This is a genomic window from Stenotrophomonas sp. 82F1, from assembly GCF_056861525.1.
Map to the genome: position 1 here is coordinate 41,409 of NZ_JBSPUD010000012.1, position 17,464 is coordinate 58,872.

The 17,464-nt window shown below is 63.4% G+C and carries 14 protein-coding genes; 11 read left to right on the forward strand and 3 right to left on the reverse strand.

All coding sequences use genetic code 11. The annotated features are described in order from the left end of the window. The first annotated feature begins 588 nt into the window (after nucleotides 1-588). Both AC13GI_RS13055 and maiA read left to right on the forward strand, forming a co-directional pair. Nucleotides 589-1,578 carry a fumarylacetoacetate hydrolase family protein gene (locus AC13GI_RS13055; protein ID WP_482996507.1) on the forward strand — a complete coding sequence of 330 codons (990 nt, stop codon included), beginning with the start codon at nucleotides 589-591 and terminating at the stop codon, nucleotides 1,576-1,578. Between the two features lie 14 nt (nucleotides 1,579-1,592). Further along, entirely contained in the window at nucleotides 1,593-2,261 is a 669-nt protein-coding gene (maiA, locus tag AC13GI_RS13060; RefSeq protein WP_482996508.1) for a maleylacetoacetate isomerase, read from the forward strand. A gap of 33 nt (nucleotides 2,262-2,294) precedes the next feature. On the opposite strand, the gene AC13GI_RS13065 is transcribed toward maiA, so the two are convergent. From AC13GI_RS13065 to AC13GI_RS13075, 3 genes are all read right to left on the reverse strand, one after another. Further along, entirely contained in the window at nucleotides 2,295-3,767 is a 1,473-nt protein-coding gene (locus tag AC13GI_RS13065) for a UdgX family uracil-DNA binding protein (RefSeq protein ID WP_482996509.1), read from the reverse strand. Beyond that, nucleotides 3,748-5,031, reverse strand: coding sequence for a putative DNA modification/repair radical SAM protein (locus tag AC13GI_RS13070; RefSeq protein WP_482996510.1), 1,284 nt, complete (start codon nucleotides 5,029-5,031; stop codon nucleotides 3,748-3,750). Before AC13GI_RS13070 ends, AC13GI_RS13065 begins: the two co-directional genes overlap by 20 nt. A 130-nt stretch (nucleotides 5,032-5,161) precedes the next feature. Continuing rightward, a complete protein-coding gene (locus AC13GI_RS13075; protein ID WP_099820402.1) occupies nucleotides 5,162-6,289 on the reverse strand; it encodes a PilT/PilU family type 4a pilus ATPase in 1,128 nt (375 codons plus the stop codon). A 121-nt stretch (nucleotides 6,290-6,410) separates the two neighbouring features. Between AC13GI_RS13075 and AC13GI_RS13080 the strand changes: the two genes are divergently transcribed. From AC13GI_RS13080 to AC13GI_RS13120, 9 genes are all read left to right on the forward strand, one after another. Further along, entirely contained in the window at nucleotides 6,411-6,776 is a 366-nt protein-coding gene (locus AC13GI_RS13080) for a DUF4398 domain-containing protein (protein WP_099820401.1), read from the forward strand. Then, nucleotides 6,773-7,657 carry an OmpA family protein gene (locus tag AC13GI_RS13085; RefSeq protein ID WP_482996511.1) on the forward strand — a complete coding sequence of 295 codons (885 nt, stop codon included), beginning with the start codon at nucleotides 6,773-6,775 and terminating at the stop codon, nucleotides 7,655-7,657. Before AC13GI_RS13080 ends, AC13GI_RS13085 begins: the two co-directional genes overlap by 4 nt. A 323-nt stretch (nucleotides 7,658-7,980) precedes the next feature. Further along, a complete protein-coding gene (locus AC13GI_RS13090; RefSeq protein WP_099820399.1) occupies nucleotides 7,981-8,217 on the forward strand; it encodes an HP1242/YdcH family protein in 237 nt (78 codons plus the stop codon). Between the two features lie 352 nt (nucleotides 8,218-8,569). After that, the gene (locus AC13GI_RS13095; RefSeq protein WP_099820398.1) at nucleotides 8,570-9,940 is read left to right on the forward strand and encodes a pyridoxal-phosphate dependent enzyme; all 1,371 of its coding nucleotides are present in this window, start codon (nucleotides 8,570-8,572) and stop codon (nucleotides 9,938-9,940) included. 123 nt (nucleotides 9,941-10,063) lie between these two features. Then, a complete protein-coding gene (locus AC13GI_RS13100) occupies nucleotides 10,064-11,239 on the forward strand; it encodes a cystathionine gamma-synthase (RefSeq protein ID WP_482996512.1) in 1,176 nt (391 codons plus the stop codon). 75 nt (nucleotides 11,240-11,314) lie between these two features. Next, on the forward strand, nucleotides 11,315-12,145 hold the full coding sequence (locus tag AC13GI_RS13105; RefSeq protein WP_482996513.1) for an ABC transporter permease: 831 nt from the start codon (nucleotides 11,315-11,317) through the stop codon (nucleotides 12,143-12,145). Further along, nucleotides 12,135-13,469: an ABC transporter ATP-binding protein gene (locus tag AC13GI_RS13110; RefSeq protein WP_482996514.1), complete on the forward strand. Its 1,335-nt coding sequence runs from the start codon at nucleotides 12,135-12,137 to the stop codon at nucleotides 13,467-13,469. The genes AC13GI_RS13105 and AC13GI_RS13110 overlap by 11 nt, the downstream gene beginning before the upstream one ends. Then, nucleotides 13,469-15,607 (forward strand): glycosyltransferase, encoded by a 2,139-nt coding sequence (locus AC13GI_RS13115; RefSeq protein ID WP_482996515.1) that lies wholly within the window; start codon nucleotides 13,469-13,471, stop codon nucleotides 15,605-15,607. Before AC13GI_RS13110 ends, AC13GI_RS13115 begins: the two co-directional genes overlap by 1 nt. Continuing rightward, entirely contained in the window at nucleotides 15,607-17,307 is a 1,701-nt protein-coding gene (locus AC13GI_RS13120) for a hypothetical protein (RefSeq protein ID WP_482996516.1), read from the forward strand. Before AC13GI_RS13115 ends, AC13GI_RS13120 begins: the two co-directional genes overlap by 1 nt. Nucleotides 17,308-17,464 lie beyond the last annotated feature (157 nt).

Sequence of the window (17,464 nt, forward strand, 5' to 3'; positions counted from 1 at the left end):
TTGGGGGGGGGGTGGGGGGCGCCCCCTCTCTCCCCCCCCCCCGCGGCCCCCCCCCCCCCCCCCCCCCCCCCCCCCCCCCCCCCCCCCCCCCACCCCGCCTTGGACAGATTCCTGCGATCTGTCGGAATGGCATGGCCTGCTCTTGGTGTGTGTGTCGACCTTGGTCAACACGGTGATCCACGCTATGCGTAGATCTACGTTCAATTGTCGAAATATTCGATTTCGATGGAGATCCATCCACGCATGGCGTGGATCTACCAACCGTGGTCGGGAAACTGTCGAGGGTGGGGCGGTGTGGGCCTGCAGGACCGTTGGCGCCATGGATGGCGCCATCGAGCCCCCATGGATGGGTTCACGGCGTGTCCTGCAGGCCCACACCGCCCCGCCCAACCCACAGAAAACCCAGAGCCGGCTGTTGCCGTTGCTCCCGCCGTTGCTTTGGCTTGGCTCCGGCCTCTGCAGGTGCAGGGTGCAACCCTGCCGAATCCCCACTACGGTAGGGTGGGCCGATGCCGCGCTGCAGCTTGGCTGCACAGGATATTTGATTACACTTGAAACTTGTTTGCCCACGACTCCGGATACCCACCCATGAAGCTTGGTTCCTTGAAGGAAGGCGGCCGCGACGGCACCCTGATCGTCGTCTCGCGTGACCTGCGCCACGGCGTGCGCGCCACCGGCATCGCCGCCACCCTGCAGTTGGCCCTGGAGGACTGGAGCCATCTGGCTCCGCGCCTGAATGCCCTGTATGACTCGCTCAATGCCGGTGACGCCGATGGCGTGTTCGACCTGGACCCGCAGGCCCTGGCCGCGCCGATGCCGCGCGCCTATGAATTTGTCGATGGCAGCGCCTACCTGCCGCACGTCGAGCGCGTCCGTCGCGCCCGCGGCGCCGAGGTGCCGGAGAGCTTCTACAGCGATCCGCTGATGTACCAGGCCACCAGCGCCGGCTTCTACGGCCCGCGCGACGCGGTCAAGGTGGTCAGCGAGGACTACGGCATCGACCTAGAAGCAGAGATCGTGGTGATCACCGACGACGTGCCGATGGCGGCCACCCCGGAGCAGGCCGCCGGCCACATCCAGCTGATCGGCCTGGTCAACGACGTCTCACTGCGCAACCTGATCCCGGGCGAGCTGGCCAAGGGCTTCGGTTTCCTGCAGTCCAAGCCGCGCTCGGCGTTGTCGCCGGTGTTCGTCACCCCCGATGAGCTGGGCGCTGCCTGGCAGGACAGCAAGGTGCACCTGCCGTTGCTGACCCACATCAACGGGGCATGGTTCGGCGCGCCGGAAGCCGGTGTCGACATGCAGTTCAACTTCGCCCAGCTGGTCGCACACGCGGCGAAGACGCGCCCGCTCAGTGCCGGCACCATCGTCGGCTCGGGCACCATCGCCAACGAAGACACCAGCAAGGGCGCGTCCTGCTTCGCCGAACAGCGCGTGGTGGAAACCCTGCGCGACGGCAAGCCGAGCACGCCGTTCATGTCCTTCGGTGACGTGGTGCGCATCGAAATGCTCGATGCCGCCGGCAACAGCATCTTCGGTGCGATCGAGCAGCGCATCGAACAGGCGGCCAAGCCCTGAGCATGGAGGCGGCGATGGAGATTCCGGTCGACGACGGCATCGTGCTGTACACCTACTGGCGATCCAGCGCCGCCTACCGCGTGCGCATCGGCCTGGCATTGAAAGGCCTGGCCTTCGAAGCACGGCCGGTGCACCTGGTGCGTGAGGGCGGTGAGCAGCACCATGACGCCTACCGCGGGCTCAACCCGCAGCAGCTGGTGCCGACGCTGCTGCACGACGGTCACGTGCTGACCCAGTCACTGGCGATCCTGGAGTATCTGGAAGAACGCTTTCCGCAGGTGCCGCTGCTGCCGGCCGATGCCGCTGGCCGTGCACGGATGCGGGCGCTGGCGCAACTGGTGGCCTGCGACATCCACCCGATCAACAACCTGCGGGTGATGCAGTACCTGGAGCGCGATCTGCAGTTGCCGGCCGATGCACGCACGCAATGGACGCTGCACTGGATGGCCGAGGGCTTCGCGGCGATGGAGGCGATGCTGGCCGCCAGCGCGGAGACAGGCTCGTTCTGCCACGGTGACCGCCCGGGTCTGGCCGATATCTGCCTGCTGCCGCAACTGTACAACGCGCACCGCTTCGGTCTGGATCTGGCGCCGTACCCGATCCTCCGCCGGATCGAGACCGCCTGCCAGCAGCTGGACGCATTCACCGGTGCACGCCCGGAAAACCAGGTCGACGCTGCCTGACGTGCCGCTGTGCTCGCCGGGCATGGCCCGGCGCTACCGGTCTCCGGCGGGCGCGGAATCGGCCGCCAGCAGCTGCCGCAGGTCGTCGCGGAACAGCCTGTAGGCTTCCTCGCGCCGCGCTTCATCCTTCTGCCGCAGCACCCAGGCCGGATGCACCGTGGCGTAACCACGGGTGCCATCGTCCAGCACGTGCCAGCGACCACGGTCGTGCATCAGGTTGAAGCCGCTGCCGAACAACGCGGTCGCTGCGGTGGCACCCAGGCAGACGATCACCTGCGGTTTCACCCGTGCGATCTCGCCCTGCAGCCACGGCCGGCAGGCGTGTACATGGCGACTCTCAGGGCGCTTGTGCAGGCGAAGCTTGCCGCGCCGTTCGTGGTGGAAATGCTTCACCGCGTTGGTCAGGTACAGCGTGCTGCGTTCGACGCCCAGTTCCTGCAGCGCGCGGTCCAGCAGCTTGCCGGCCGGGCCCGCGAAGGGACGGCCACTCAGGTCCTCGACATCGCCGGGCTGTTCGCCCACCAGCATGATGCGTGCATCGGCACGACCTTCGCCGAACACGGTCTGGGTGGATGCCTCCCACAACGGACACTGCCGGCAGACGGTCGCCTGCTGGCGCAGCGCCTGCAGGCTGCCATCGTCGGCAGTGGCATCGGCTGCACCGTTCTGCCGCGTTGGAATACGCCGTTGCGGCGCCTGTGCCGGCCGATCGTGCATCTCCTGCACGCGGCTGGCTGCATCGCGGACAAGGCCAGGCAACAGCTGTGCTTCGGGAAGGTGCTTCCAGTACCGGGTGGGCATTTCCTGCTGCATCATCCGCGTGTTGAGCCGCGCCGGATTGAAGATGCTGGCGTAATAGGTCTGCCACAGCGTTTCGCGTGCGTCTTCGGCGGGGGCATCCTGGCGGGTGCCGCCATCGCCGAACCATAGCGCGCTGCCATCCCACTGCACGCTGCGCGTGGGCGTCAGGATCGCCCAGCGCATGCCGGCGAAACGGCGGGCGAAGAACGGTGCAACGCGGTCGACGATGTTGTGATCGGGCTCGAACCAGGCGATGAACGCGTCGGTCTCGCCGGGCACCTCGCGGAAGCGCACGAAGGCCTTCATCTTGTGCGTATCGCGGCGCACCGCCTGCGCCAGCGCCATCAAACGCAGCACATCAGCATCGGCTGGATTGGACAGCACCGTGCGTTCGCCGTGGGCGATGCGCCACAGCAGGCGGTACAGCAGCGGCAGTCGCTGCGGATCGCGATGGCACAGGCAGGTCGCGGCAAGTTCCACGAAGTCGCGTGGCACGTTCGGTGCGGTGGCACCATCGGGCAAGGGCGCCTGCTGCACCGCCGGCGCATCCAGCAATGACGCCTCGCTACCGGCGATCCAGTCCAGCTGTTCAGGGCGCACGCCGCGCAGCAACGCTTCCCGCGCTGCGTTGCGCCAGGCGTCCAGTGACCACGGCGGGTTGACCCGCAGCGACCAGCGCTGCAGCTCAGGCAGCGGGCGCGGCATCGAACAGCGAGCCTTGGCGGGGCGGTGGGGCCAGCTTCGCGCGCAGCGCTGCCGGATCGTCCAGCGCGCTGCGCGGATGGTGGTCGGCCAGTTGCACGAACGGCAGCAGTTTGCTCATCGGCGCCTTCAGCCGGGCCACGTCCGCCACCCGCAGGCGACCGTGGCGACGTGCCATCAGCACGCGCTTGACGTTGCGCACGCCCAGCCCGGGCACCCGCAGCAGCAGCTCCTTCGGTGCAAGATTCAGGTCCACCGGGAAGCGCTCGGGATGGCGGATCGCCCAGGCCATCTTCGGGTCGATGTCCAGATCCAGCATGCCGCCCTGGGTGGTGTCGGTGATCTCCTCCACGCCGTAGCCGTAGAAGCGCAGCAGCCAGTCGGCCTGGTACAGCCGGTGCTCGCGCTGCAGCGGCGGCGGTTGCAGCGGCAGCTGGCGGCTCGCATCGGGAATCGGGCTGAAGGCGGAGTAGTACACGCGGCGCATGCGGTAGTTGCCGTAGAGGCTGTCGGCGCTGGTCAGGATCTGCTGGTCGCTGGCACCGTCGGCACCTACGATCATCTGTGTGCTCTGCCCGGCCGGTGCGAAGCGGGGCGGGCGGGGACGTGCGCTGCGGCTGGATACCGGTGTGATTACCGCCGGCGCCTTGCGGGCCTCCTTGGCCTCCTCGATGCGCCAGCGCAGCTCCCCCATCGCGCCGCGGATCGATGTGCTGGTCTTTTCCGGGGCGAGGGTGGCCAGGCCCGCCTCGGTGGGCAGTTCAACGTTGATCGACAGGCGGTCGGCGTAACGACCCGCAGCGGCCAGAAGCTCCGGCGATGCCTCGGGGATGGTCTTCAGGTGGATGTAGCCGGCATACCGATGCTCCTCGCGCAGCCGTCGTGCCACCTCCACCATGCGTTCCATCGTGTAGTCGGCATTGCGGATAATGCCGCTGGAAAGAAACAGGCCCTCGATGTAATTGCGCCTGTAGAAGTCCAGGGTGAGCGTGACCACCTCGTCCACGCTGAAACGCGCGCGCTGCACGTTGCTCGACACCCGGTTCACGCAGTAGGCGCAGTCGTACACGCAGAAGTTGGTCAGCAGGATCTTCAGCAGTGATACGCAGCGGCCATCGGGCGTGTAGCTGTGGCAGATGCCCATGCCTTCGGTACTGCCGATGCCGCCGGAGGCGCGCGAATCGCGCTTGCCCGCGCCACTTGAGGCACAGGAGGCGTCGTATTTGGCGGCATCGGCGAGAATCGCCAGCTTGCGGATGGTTTCCATTGAAGGAACCTACGCACGAGGGGTCTCATTGGATGAGACCGCCCCTTAATTCTTCAGGATTCCGCCGGGCATGGCCCGGCGCTACCACCACGCGTCCGGTAGCGCCGGGCCATGCCCGGCGGGCGTGCCGTCAGAACCCGTGGGTGATCGACGGTGCTGCCGCCGAGAAGTCCGCGTACGGATCATGCTCGCCGCTGCCGCCTTCGGACAGGCGGAACTTCAACGCCAGGCCATCGCGGGAGTCGGCCGCACGCAGGGCCTCTTCCTGATCGATGGTGCCGGCCTTGGCCAGGCGGAACAGGCACTGGTCGAAGCTCTCCATGCCTTCTTCCAGCGAGGCTTCCATCGCCGCCTTGATCTCGTGCACCTGGCCACGTCGCAGCAGGTCGCGGATCATCGGCGTGTTGATCAGTACTTCGGTGGCCGGCAGGCGGCGCCCCTCCTTGTTCTTCACCAGGCGCTGGCTGACCACCGCACGCAGGTTCAGCGCCAGGTTCATCAGCACGTTCTTGTGGGCGCTTTCCGGGAAGAAGTTGAGGATGCGCTCGATGGTCTGGTCGGCGTTGTTGGAGTGCAGGGTGGCCAGGCACAGGTGACCGGTTTCGGCGAAGGCGATCGCCGCCTCCATCGTTTCCGCATCCAGGATCTCGCCGATCAGGATCACGTCGGGTGCTTCACGCATCGCATTCTTCAGCGCGTCGTGGAAGGTGTGGGTATCGAGCCCGACCTCGCGCTGGTTGACGATCGACATCTTGTGCTTGTGCAGGTACTCGATCGGGTCCTCGATGGTGAGGATGTGACCGGTGGTGGTGCTGTTGCGGTGATCGATCATGGATGCCAGCGAGGTGGACTTGCCGGAGCCGGTGGACCCCACCACCAGCACCAGCCCGCGCGGGGTCATGATGACGTCCTTCAGCACCTGCGGCAGGTTGAGCTCTTCGATGCTCGGAATCCGGCTGCGGATGGCGCGGATGACCATGCCCACTTCACCGCGCTGCTTGAACACGTTGACGCGGAAACGCCCGGCATCGGCCAGGGCGATGGCCATGTTGAGCTCCAGCTCGCGCTCGAACTGGGGCACCTGGCCCTCGTCCATCAGCGAGTAGGCGATCTTCTTCACCATTCCCGGCGGCAGGCCGGTATTGCCGAGCGGATACAGCTTGCCCTCGATCTTGATGTAGACCGGCGCGCCGGTGGTCAAGAACATGTCCGAAGCGTTCTTTTCGGTCATCAGCTTCAGGAAGTAGCCGATATCCATTGCGAATTTTCCCCAACGAAACTGCCGGTGCCCGTTGCAAGCACGGTACCGGCTTGACGACAATGGCCGCGAACCGACAACCGGTACGGCCTCCCCAATGAAACGACTTAGCTTCGCACGAATGCGCCACAGCCTGTATGTGATGGCGTTTGCATTCGCACTCTCTGCCCCCGCCTGGGCGCAGGACGGCGCGTTGGAACTGGCGCAGGCCCGGCAGGCGGTGGACAAAGCCACCCAGGCCGATGCCGACCAGTACGCCCCGGACCTGATCGGGCTGGCCCGTCAGGGACTGGAGCAGGCCCAGCGTGCCGCAGGTGACCGCCGCGAGCGCAAGAACGCGCCGGCCCTGGCCCTGCGTGCTGCCGTTGACGCCGATCTGGCCCGTGCCCGCAGCGAGGAAGCCACGGCGACCGCACAGCTGCAGCTGCGCCGCAACGAGGTCAACCAGCTGCAACGCCAGTTGTCGACCGGGGAGGACCGCCGATGAAGACCATCTCCGCCCTGACCCTGGCCACACTGCTGGCCCTGCCGACGCTGGCCCTGGCCGCGGACAACCCGATGATCGGCCAGCTGAGCCAGCGGCTGATGGCGATCCAGGCCAATCCGGACACCGCCGAGCTGGGCGCCTTCGAGCGCATGCAGGCGCAGCAGGCCATTGCGACCCTGGAGAAGGCCAAGCGCCGCGACCAGGAACTGGCTACCTACCTGGCCGAGCGCCGGGTCGAGATCGCCGAGACCGCCGTGCGGGCTGCGCTGGCCGCGCGTGAGGTCGACCGCCTGGAACGCACCCGCAGCGACCTGCTGATCGAAGCCAGCCGCCGCGACGCTGCCCGCGCCCGCCAGGAAGCCGAGCAGCTGCGGATGCAGGCGCAGATGCAGGCAGAAGAGGCCGAACGCCTGCGCCAGGCGGCCGAGGCCGAAACCCTGGCCCGCCAGGATGCCGAGAACGCCCTGACCAGCGTGGCCGGCAAGCAGCAGCAGCGCCTCAGCAGCGCCCAGCAGAATGCGGCCAAGCTGGCCCGTGAGGAAGCCGAACTGGTGTCCGGGCAGAAGCTGCCGGGCTCGAAGTTCGACGGCCGTGGCGAGGTCTTCACCTTCGCCGGTGACGCGTTCGCTGCCGGGGCCTCGAGCCTGTCCGGTGGCGCCCGCAATCAGGCCAAGGCCCTGGCCGAGTACGTGAACATCGGCAAGAAGGGCAGGATCCGCATCGAGGCTTACGACAGTGCCAATGGCGTCGGCCAGAAGCGGGCCGAGGCATTGCGCGATGCGCTGGTCTCGGCCGGCGTCGCCAGCAGCCGCATCCAGGTTGCCGGCAAGAAGGCGGCGTCCACCCGGGCCCGCTCGGCCGAGGTCGTCATCGCCCCGTAATTGCTTGATATTGTTTGTTTTTCGTTGTATTGAGTATTCAGCCTGAACCCCGCCTCGGCGGGGTTCGGTCTTTTTGCCGCAGGGGCTTGAACCCCGTCCAGAGCAAGCGTAGGGTCAATTGTCCGGGACGCAATAACGCGGACCGGACGATGGGAGGGCCGGGCCGATGCAAGCAGGGCGCGAACCGCAGCAGATCGACGTGCGCAGGCCAGTGCCGCACGTTGTTGTGGGCACCCATGTGGGCATCGACCGGCACTCCTCCATGAACAACGCCCCGTGCCTTGCGGCCGGGGCGTTCGTGTATCTGTCGAAGGAGGTCCATCATGTTTGAAGATCAGCCCCAGAGCGAGATCGACGCCCGTCGCGCGCGCGATCCGGAGTTCCGGGCACTCCATGACCAGCACCGCAAGTTGAACAAGAAGTGCATGGATGCGGAGTTGGGTGTACTCCCGATCGATGATGTCACCCTGGGTCGAATGAAGCGCGAGAAGCTGCTGGCCAAGCAACGCCTTCTGCGAATGTACGAAACACCGCTCGCAAACTCGTCCCCCACGCATTGACGCCCCCCGGTCGTGCCCGGAATGGCATGACCCGGCCATCGATGGCCCCGCCAGGCACTCCTGACCTGGCAACGCGGCGCCGCTGAACGCAGGCGTCGCGCCAAGGCACCACACGCGGTGGTGCCTTGGCCCTGCAGGCACGTCCCCCGATGCGGGCGGTACCGGTCTCCTCGTCGATCCGGGGCCGTCCGCATCCCTTTTTCCGCGCGCCGAGCTGGTGGGTGCTGACCGTTGGTCGGCACGCCTCCCGCCGGGCATGGCCCGGCGCTACAGAAACGGCTCCTGACTTTCGTCGCCATCCGTCGGATAATCACCGGTCCGGCCCTGCGTGGCGCGAACCGAAGTCCCCCGAATGCCCATCCATTCTTCCGTCCTCGAACTCATCGGCCAGACCCCGATCGTCAAGGCCCAGCGCCTGGACACCGGTGTCTGCGAGCTCTACCTGAAGCTCGAAAGCGCCAATCCGGGCGGATCGATCAAGGATCGCATCGGTCTGTCGATGATCGAGGCGGCAGAAAAGCGCGGCGACCTGAAGCCCGGCGCTACCCTGGTTGAAGGCACCGCCGGCAATACCGGCCTGGGCCTGGCACTGGTGGCCCAGCAGAAGGGCTACAAGCTGATCCTGGTGGTTCCGGACAAGATGAGCCGGGAGAAGATCTTCAACCTGAAGGCGATGGGTGCCGAAGTGCGCCTGACCCGCTCGGACGTGGCCAAGGGCCACCCGGAGTACTACCAGGACCTGGCCAAGACCATCGCCGAGCAGACCCCGGGCGCGTACTTCATCAACCAGTTCGGCAATCCGGACAACCCGGCCGCCCATGAATTCGGCACCGGCCCGGAGATCCTCGAGCAGATGGATGGCGATCTGGATGCCATCGTGTTCGGCTGCGGCAGCTCCGGCACCATGACCGGCCTGTCGCGCGCCTTCGCCACGCTGTCGCCGAAGACCGAGCTGGTGCTGGCCGATCCGGTCGGCTCGATCCTGGCCGAGTACATCAATGACGGCGTGCTCAACGACAAGTCGGGCAGCTGGCTGGTGGAGGGCATCGGCGAGGACTTCCTGCCGTCGATCTCCGACTTCAGCCGAGTGAAGCAGGCCTATGCCATCACCGACGCCGAGAGCTTCCACACTGCGCGCGAGCTGCTGGCCAAGGAGGGCATCCTCGGCGGTTCCTCCACCGGCACCCTGCTGGCGGCGGCGCTGAAGTACTGCAAGGCGCAGACCACGCCGAAGAAGGTGCTGGTGCTGGTCTGCGATACCGGCAACAAGTACCTGTCGAAGATGTACAACGACTACTGGATGCTGGACAACGGCTTCCTTGAGCGCCCGCAGCACGGCGACCTGCGCGACCTGATCCTGCGCCCGTACGGCCAGCGCGACACCGTGGTGATCGGCCCGAACGACCTGCTGACCACCGCCTACCAGCGCATGAAGCTGTACGACGTGTCGCAGCTGCCGGTGATGGATGGCGACCAACTGGTCGGCATCGTCGACGAAAGCGACGTGCTGCTGCATGTCTATGGCGATGAAGCACGCTTCCGCGACCCGGTGGCCACCGCCATGGTCAGCAAGCTGGACCGGCTGGACGTGAAGTCGCCGATCGAGGCCCTGCTGCCGGTGTTCGACCGTGGCCAGGTGGCCATCGTGATGGATGGTGACGCCTTCCTCGGCCTGATCACCCGCATCGATCTGCTGAATTACCTGCGTCGGCGCGTTCAGTAAGGCGTTTATCGCCGCAGATCGCTGCTGAATCCCGGTTTATCCGCGTCAAAGCTCGTTAAGGCCGCGCTGATAGACTCCCGCTCCTTCGACGGCGCCGGTCATCGGCGCCATTCAGGAATCGACATGTCCAACGCTTCTTCCCCGGACCGCGCACTGGCGCTGGCCACCCTGGCCATCCATGGCGGCCAGTCGCCCGACCCGAGCACCGGCGCGGTGATGCCGCCGATCTACGCCACCTCGACCTATGCACAGTCCAGCCCGGGCGAGCACCAGGGCTTCGAGTATTCGCGCACGCACAATCCGACCCGCTTCGCCTACGAGCGTTGCGTGGCCTCGCTGGAAGGCGGCACCCGTGGCTTCGCCTTCGCGTCGGGCCTGGCCGCCAGCTCGACGGTGATCGAACTGCTGGATGCAGGCAGCCACGTGGTGGCGATGGACGACATCTATGGCGGCAGCTTCCGCCTGTTCGAGCGCGTGCGCCGCCGCACAGCCGCACTGGATTTCAGCTTTGTCGACCTGACCGATCTGGCGGCGTTCGAAGCGTCGATCACGTCGAAGACGAAGATGGTGTGGATCGAGACCCCCACCAACCCGATGCTGAAGATCGTGGATATCGCCGCGGTCGCCGCCATCGCCAAGCGCCATGGCCTGATCGTGGTGGTCGACAACACCTTCGCCTCGCCGATGCTGCAGCGTCCGCTGGAGCTGGGCGCGGACCTGGTGCTGCACTCGGCCACCAAGTACCTCAATGGCCACTCGGACATGGTCGGTGGCATGGTCGTGGTCGGCGACAACGCCGAACTCGCCGAGCAGATGGCCTTCCTGCAGAACTCGGTGGGTGGCGTGCAGGGCCCGTTCGACAGCTTCCTGGCACTGCGTGGCCTGAAGACCCTGCCGCTGCGCATGAAGGCGCACTGCGCCAACGCGATGGCACTGGCACAGTGGCTGGAAAAGCACCCGGCGGTGGAGAAGGTGATCTACCCGGGTCTGGCCTCGCACCCGCAGCATGAGCTTGCGGGCAAGCAGATGGCCGGCTACGGCGGCATCGTCTCGATCGTGCTGAAGGGCGGCTTCGACGCGGCCAAGCGCTTCTGCGAGAAGACCGAACTGTTCACCCTGGCCGAGTCGCTGGGCGGGGTGGAAAGCCTGGTGAACCACCCGGCGGTGATGACCCATGCGTCGATTCCGGTGGCACGCCGCGAGCAGTTGGGTATCAGCGATGCACTGGTGCGGTTGAGCGTGGGGGTTGAGGATCTGGGGGATCTGCAGGTGGATCTGGAAGAGGCGCTTTCCAGCTGATACCAGCGAATGTGGAACTTATGCGTTGCATCTTCCGCCGGAGGACGCAATGCCGGGAATTCAGGAAGCTCAAGAATGTTCAATTCAAACCAAGCGATGAGCCTGGCGCCGACCACCGCGCTACGCTCGATCGTGCGTTACCGCAATCTGATTCTCGAAATGATCAAGCGGGAGGTAGTCGGCCGCTACAGGGGCTCCGTCATGGGCCTCCTATGGTCCTTCTTCACCCCCGTCCTGATGCTTGTGGTCTACACATTCGTCTTCAGCGTGGTCTTTCAGGCTCGCTGGGCAGGTGGTTCAGGTTCAAAGACAGAGTTCGCGGTGGTCCTGTTCATCGGCATGATGATCTTCGGTCTGTTCTCCGAGTGCCTAAATCGCGCGCCCTCTCTCATCCTTTCCAACGCAAACTATGTCAAGAAGGTGATATTCCCGCTGGAGATCCTTCCAGTGGTTTCACTCGGCGCAGCGCTCTTCCACTTCGCAGTCAGCATGCTGGTGTGGTTGCTGTTCTACATCGTGTTGTTTGGGGTGCCCTCGATCCAGACCCTCTGGCTACCTGTCGTTCTCTTCCCGCTGCTGCTGATGTGCCTGGGGCTCTCCTGGTTCCTGGCGTCTCTGGGCGTGTACCTGCGGGATGTCGGACAGGCCATCGCCGTTGTCACCATGGCTTTGATGTTCATGTCACCCGTCTTTTTCCCCACCGCCGCGATGCCCGAGGCATTTCGACCCTACCTGTATCTCAGTCCGCTCACCTACTTCATCGAACAATCCCGTGAACTGCTCATCTGGCACGGCAGCATGCACTGGTTCATGTGGCTGAAGATGTTCGGGTTGTCATTGGTGATGGCTGCACTTGGGTTTGCTTGGTTCCAGAAGACCAGAAAGGGTTTCGCCGATGTCATCTGAAAACGCCATCGAAGTGAGTGGACTCAGCAAGTGCTATCAGATCTACGATAAGCCTCGTGATCGGCTGCTGCAGATGATGCTGGGGAGAAGCGGGAGGCGCTTCTATCGTGAGTTCTGGGCGCTGCGGGACGTGTCCTTCAGCATTCCCAAGGGCCAGGTGTACGGCATTCTCGGCAAGAACGGTGCAGGCAAGTCGACGCTGCTGCAGATTATCTGCGGCACCTTGGCCGCGACGGGGGGCGAAGCCCGGGTGGCCGGGCGAGTCTCTGCGCTGCTGGAGCTGGGTTCGGGCTTCAATCCGGAATTCACCGGCATCGAAAACATCTACATGAATGCCCAACTGCTCGGCCTAACGCGGCCCGAGATCGACGGGAAGCTGGACAAGATCATCGCCTTTGCCGACATCGGCGACCATGTGCATCAGCCGGTCAAAACCTATTCCAGTGGCATGTTCGCGCGATTGGCGTTCTCGGTGGCCATCCATGTGGACCCCGATATCCTGATCGTCGACGAGACGTTGAGCGTTGGTGATGCCTGGTTCCAGCACAAGAGCATGGCGCGCATGCGCAAGCTGATGGAAAGCGGCTGCACGGTCCTGTTCGTCAGCCATTCGATTGATGCTGTGCGTGCGCTGTGCGACTACGCCATCTGGATCGACGCAGGTGAGCTTAAGATGCATGGCAACGTCACCGAGGTGACGAATGCTTACATGAACGACGTTTTCGTCGAGCACAACAAGATCATCCTCGAGGCAAACGAGGTGGCGGCCGATGCCAGTGGTCATGTACCAGCAGATATGGAAGAAGCGGAGGCGATGCATGCGGCGGGGCTCTCTGTTGAGCGCGGTGATATCGCGGCAGCGGGGACTGATCATCGACCTGAAGATGGTGCCGTACTCCGGATCGAACGCGTGGGACTGGTGGATGCGCAGGGTCTTCCGAGCAAGAAGATCGAACAGGGCGAAGAACTCACGTTGGCTGTCGACGTTCGCTTCTATCGGGCGCTGAAGAACATCAGTGTGGGGTTTCTGATCAAGGACCAGTTCGGGCAGGATCTGACTGGCGAGAGCATCTTTAACTCGCAGCGCAAGGGCACGGACGTGGTTGCCGGCCAGGTGCTGAAGGTGCGGTTTAACTCGCCCAATCAGTTGCGGGGCGGGCAATCCTATTCCGTGGCACTCCGGGTTAACCAGGTCAGTCGATGGGATCGCAGCGACAACGTGACCATCTACGCGGACGAGCTGGCTGCCGTTTTCGACGTCATGGCCGATGTTGAACAGCCTATGTGGTTCAAGTTCAAGATGCCTTTCAAGGTGAGCTACTGATGAATCAAATTGACGTCAGCGTCGTGTTGAACATGCACAGGGAAGCGCTCTATCTTCTCCCCACCCTCAAATCGCTGGTTGAATGCGCGAAGAAGGCAGGGGAAGAGGGAATCGTCGTGGAGCTTGTAGCGGTTTTTGATCGCGCCGACGATGCGACCCGCGAGGTATTTCGATCGCACGACCTTTCCGCCTTCGCAGGAGTCGAAGAAGTCGATGTTGATGTCGGCTCGTTGGGCCTGGCGCGAAATGCCGGCATCGAACGTGCCAAGGGCGAGTATGTTTGGACATCGGACGCGGATGATCTGGTGTCGTCCAATTCCATTGTTGCGCTCCTTGAGGCTGCGCGTGGGCATCAAGGGGGCAAGGTTGCGGTATTCCTTGAGTACCTCTGCGCATTTGGTGAGCAGTATCACAACGTGCGCTATGTGGATTCGAAGTATCTGACCGCAGCCGATTTCGCGCTCCAGCATCCCTATGTGTCGCGCATCTTTATCCAGCGCTCCGCCTTCGATACTTTGAAGTACGACGACCTTCGGGTGACAAGCGGGTTCGCGTATGAGGATTGGTATTTCAACTGCCAGTTGCGTTCGGCCGGGTACGACATGATCGTCGCACCCAATACCGTTATTTTCTACCGTCAACGGTCCGGTAGTCTGCTGCGCCAAGCCAACGCAGCATCGGTCCGGTTGATTCCACACAGTCGTCTGTTCGATCAGGACGTGTTTCTCGCCGACATGCGCGAGAGCAGGAAGCGAGCCGGCGACTGGAATGCCATGCTAGCCAAACGGCGGTCGATCTTCGATCAGGACACGACCCGACGCATCGCGGAATCGGAGATCCTGCAGGAGTTTCTGCAGGAAGCGATACAGCTGGAGCCGGAGATCGAGCCGCATCGGGTGGAGGGCGCGGGCAGCTACAGCCCGATGCCTTGGAACCCCAATCATTGGGGCATGCAGTTGGAAAGTCTGTACCGGATGATCGGTGATGGCCGGTTTACCGACATCGTCCTGCTTCCTTGGCTCAATGCTGGTGGGGCGGAGAAGTACATCCTGCAGGTCCTCAACGAGATCGTCACACAGCAGCCATCAGCGAGGGTCATTGTGCTGGCTGGTGAGAGGGCGAGAAGGCATGAGTGGGTCAATAAGCTGCCGACGGGGTCTGTGTTCATCGACATCTGCAATGCGTTTCCGCATCTGGAGATCGCAGATCTGGATGCGTTGACCATCAGGGTGATGCTGGCCGTCCGCGACGGTGACGCGAGGCTGCACGTAAAATCATCCGCTTTCGCCCACAGGCTGCTGGATGCCTATGCGCCGGTGCTCTCAAGGTTGTTCCGGATTGTCTATTACCGTTTCAGCGATGGAACCTATCGATGGAAGGGCAAGGTCCTGCGCGGACCTTGGGGAGCAGGCGTGCTGCGCAGACACTTGGCCGGGTTCTGGCGTGTGCTGACCGATTGCGAGGCGATCGTTGCCGCCGACAGCGCCTTCCTGGGGTCTCTGCCTTCTTACCGGCCAATCTATGCACGCTGCGACGCAGTGAATACCGAAAGCGTCAGTGGTTTGGGAACTCGCAAAAAGCTGCTTTGGGCTTCTCGCGTGGCGCCAGAAAAACGGCCTGAACTCGTCGCGGCGATCTCTAGAGGACTGCTACAGCGTGGTTTGGTCGTCAAAATTGACGCATTTGGCATGTCTGATCCAAGTATCAATGCCAAGGATCTCTTTGCCCAAAGCGGCGCAAAGATCAAATACCGCGGTGGCTTTACGACCTTCAGCGAGTTGCCGGTGGGCGAGTACGATGCTTTCCTGTATACAACCGCCTTCGATGGCTTGCCCAACATCCTGCTTGAGATGGCGGGTGCCGGTTTGCCGATCATCGCCCCGGATGTGGGTGGCATTGGCGAGGTGGTGCAGGATGGCGTGAACGGGTGGCTCATTCCTTCAATGGATGATGATGCGGCCCTGGTCGATGCCTATGTCGACGCCATAGTTTCACTCTACGCGGATGGCACGGATCTGCGTGGAATGGCGGAAGCCGGCCGGAATCTAATTAATACGCGCCATGGCGCGGACGCTTTCGCCCGGCAAGTCAATGACGTGCTTTGTCTGGCCCCCGAGAATAGTCGCAAGGTTGTCTGATGCAACACCTCCATTTTTATGCAGATACGCAAAGCATTGATCTCCTCGCCTGCGAAGGCGCGAAGGCAGTACTGATCGGTAGCGACTTTGGCTATGGCAATTTTGGCGACCTATTGCAACACATGGGAAGCATCAACCGGCTCAAGCGTGCCTCTTCTCTCTCTGTCGTTTCGGTGCTTTCGTTGGATGCGATCTCGCGCCACGTTGGCGTATCGGCATTGCGCCAGTCATATGGCGTCGATGTGCAGATGTTTGTTTCCTCCGAGCCCCTGAGCGCCGAGCGGGCCGAGCAGTTGGGACTTGCACGGGTGCGGACGCTGCGTAACGTAGCCTGCGTCCAGCTTTATGGCGGTGGCTTCCTCAATGAGATGTGGGGAAGTTTCGTGTTGCAGGTGACAGAGTTCTTTCTGCACCATCTGCCTGGCGCGGCGTACTACATTTCCGGCCAGCAAATTTCGAAGAGTTATGCCCCAACGGTTCAGGCGCACATCAATGCATTCCGGCCGCAGCTAGTTGGCGTCCGCGATCGCGACTCGCTGGACACCATGCAGTCGTTGGGAATAGACGCGCACTACTCGTTCGACGACGCGGTGGAGCCCCTGCTGGAGCTGTCGCAGGTTCTCACGCCGCAGCGTGCCACCACCGGAGCCTTCCTACACCTCAACTCCTCCGGATACACGGGCAACGGCGCCGAAATCGAGGAAATCTCGGCTCATATGCGCTTGCTTTCCGAGCGGTCCGGAGACCGTGACCTTGTGCTCTTCCAGGCCTTCCAGGATTCGCGAGAAGAGGTCGTCGATTCGATTGAGACCGTGAAGCGCCTGGAGGGAGGACTTCCCTTTGTAGACATGAACACGATCATGCTGGTCTCCTACATCATGAAGGGGGGCGAGGCATTGGCGCCGGCAGTGCTGAAGGGGGAATACGGGTATGTATGTTCCTACCATGTCACCCTTTGGCTCCAATTCAATGGCATTCCATGCTGGCTCCGGAGCAGCAATCCTTACTATGACCAGAAGCGCAGATCACTTGGCGTGGAGGGCAGTTTTGAATCGTTCCTCGAACACATGCCGACCGTTGATCACTCGCTGAATCTGGAAGAGCGTTCTACCTGGGTTCGGCGTCTGGAATCGCGGCTCGGTGAACTGCCGCGTGTGGAGAACACGCTGGAGTGGTCGGCGTTGAATCGTGATGCTGCGCGCCGTTCGTTCAACTTCAAGGGCGAGCCGCGGATGGAGATGCGATTGAACGAGAGCTGGTCTGCTGTCTGTGGCTTGCAGGAGGACATAAATCGCCTCAACGCTGAGTTGCAGAACGCCCAGGCGGTGCGAGACGACACGGACAAGAACAGACAGTCGATCGAAGAGCGATTGGAGGCCTACCGTGAACGGCTCACAAGTGTGGGCGCGGAAGCGCGGCAATATCGGGAGCAGGCGGAGCATGAGCACATTCGATGGCGGCAGGCGCACGAAGCGGAGCGTAATGCCAGCGAGCTTCTCCAAGGCATCGTGCACAGTCGTTCATGGAAATTGACCCGGCCGATTCGGGCAGTCACTCGGTTCGCAAAAACAAGGCGGTTCGACGCGCAGGGAACAGTCGGCATCTTTGAGGTAGTCAGGCGCATGGGTGCGAAGCTACCGCTTCCGCCATCAGTGAAGTCCCGGCTCGGACGTGTTCTTCGACGGCTTCGCAGGCGTTGATTCGGCTGTGCAGGCGCCACATGTGACCGCAGCCTGTGGCGCGCGGGAGGCGCTTTCGCCCATGCACTTGCACAGTTGTCCCGGTTCCCCGCAGTATCGGTGATGATTTCCTGGCGTAGAAGGGCCCTCGCGCCGCACGAAGCTTGGCTGTTGACCC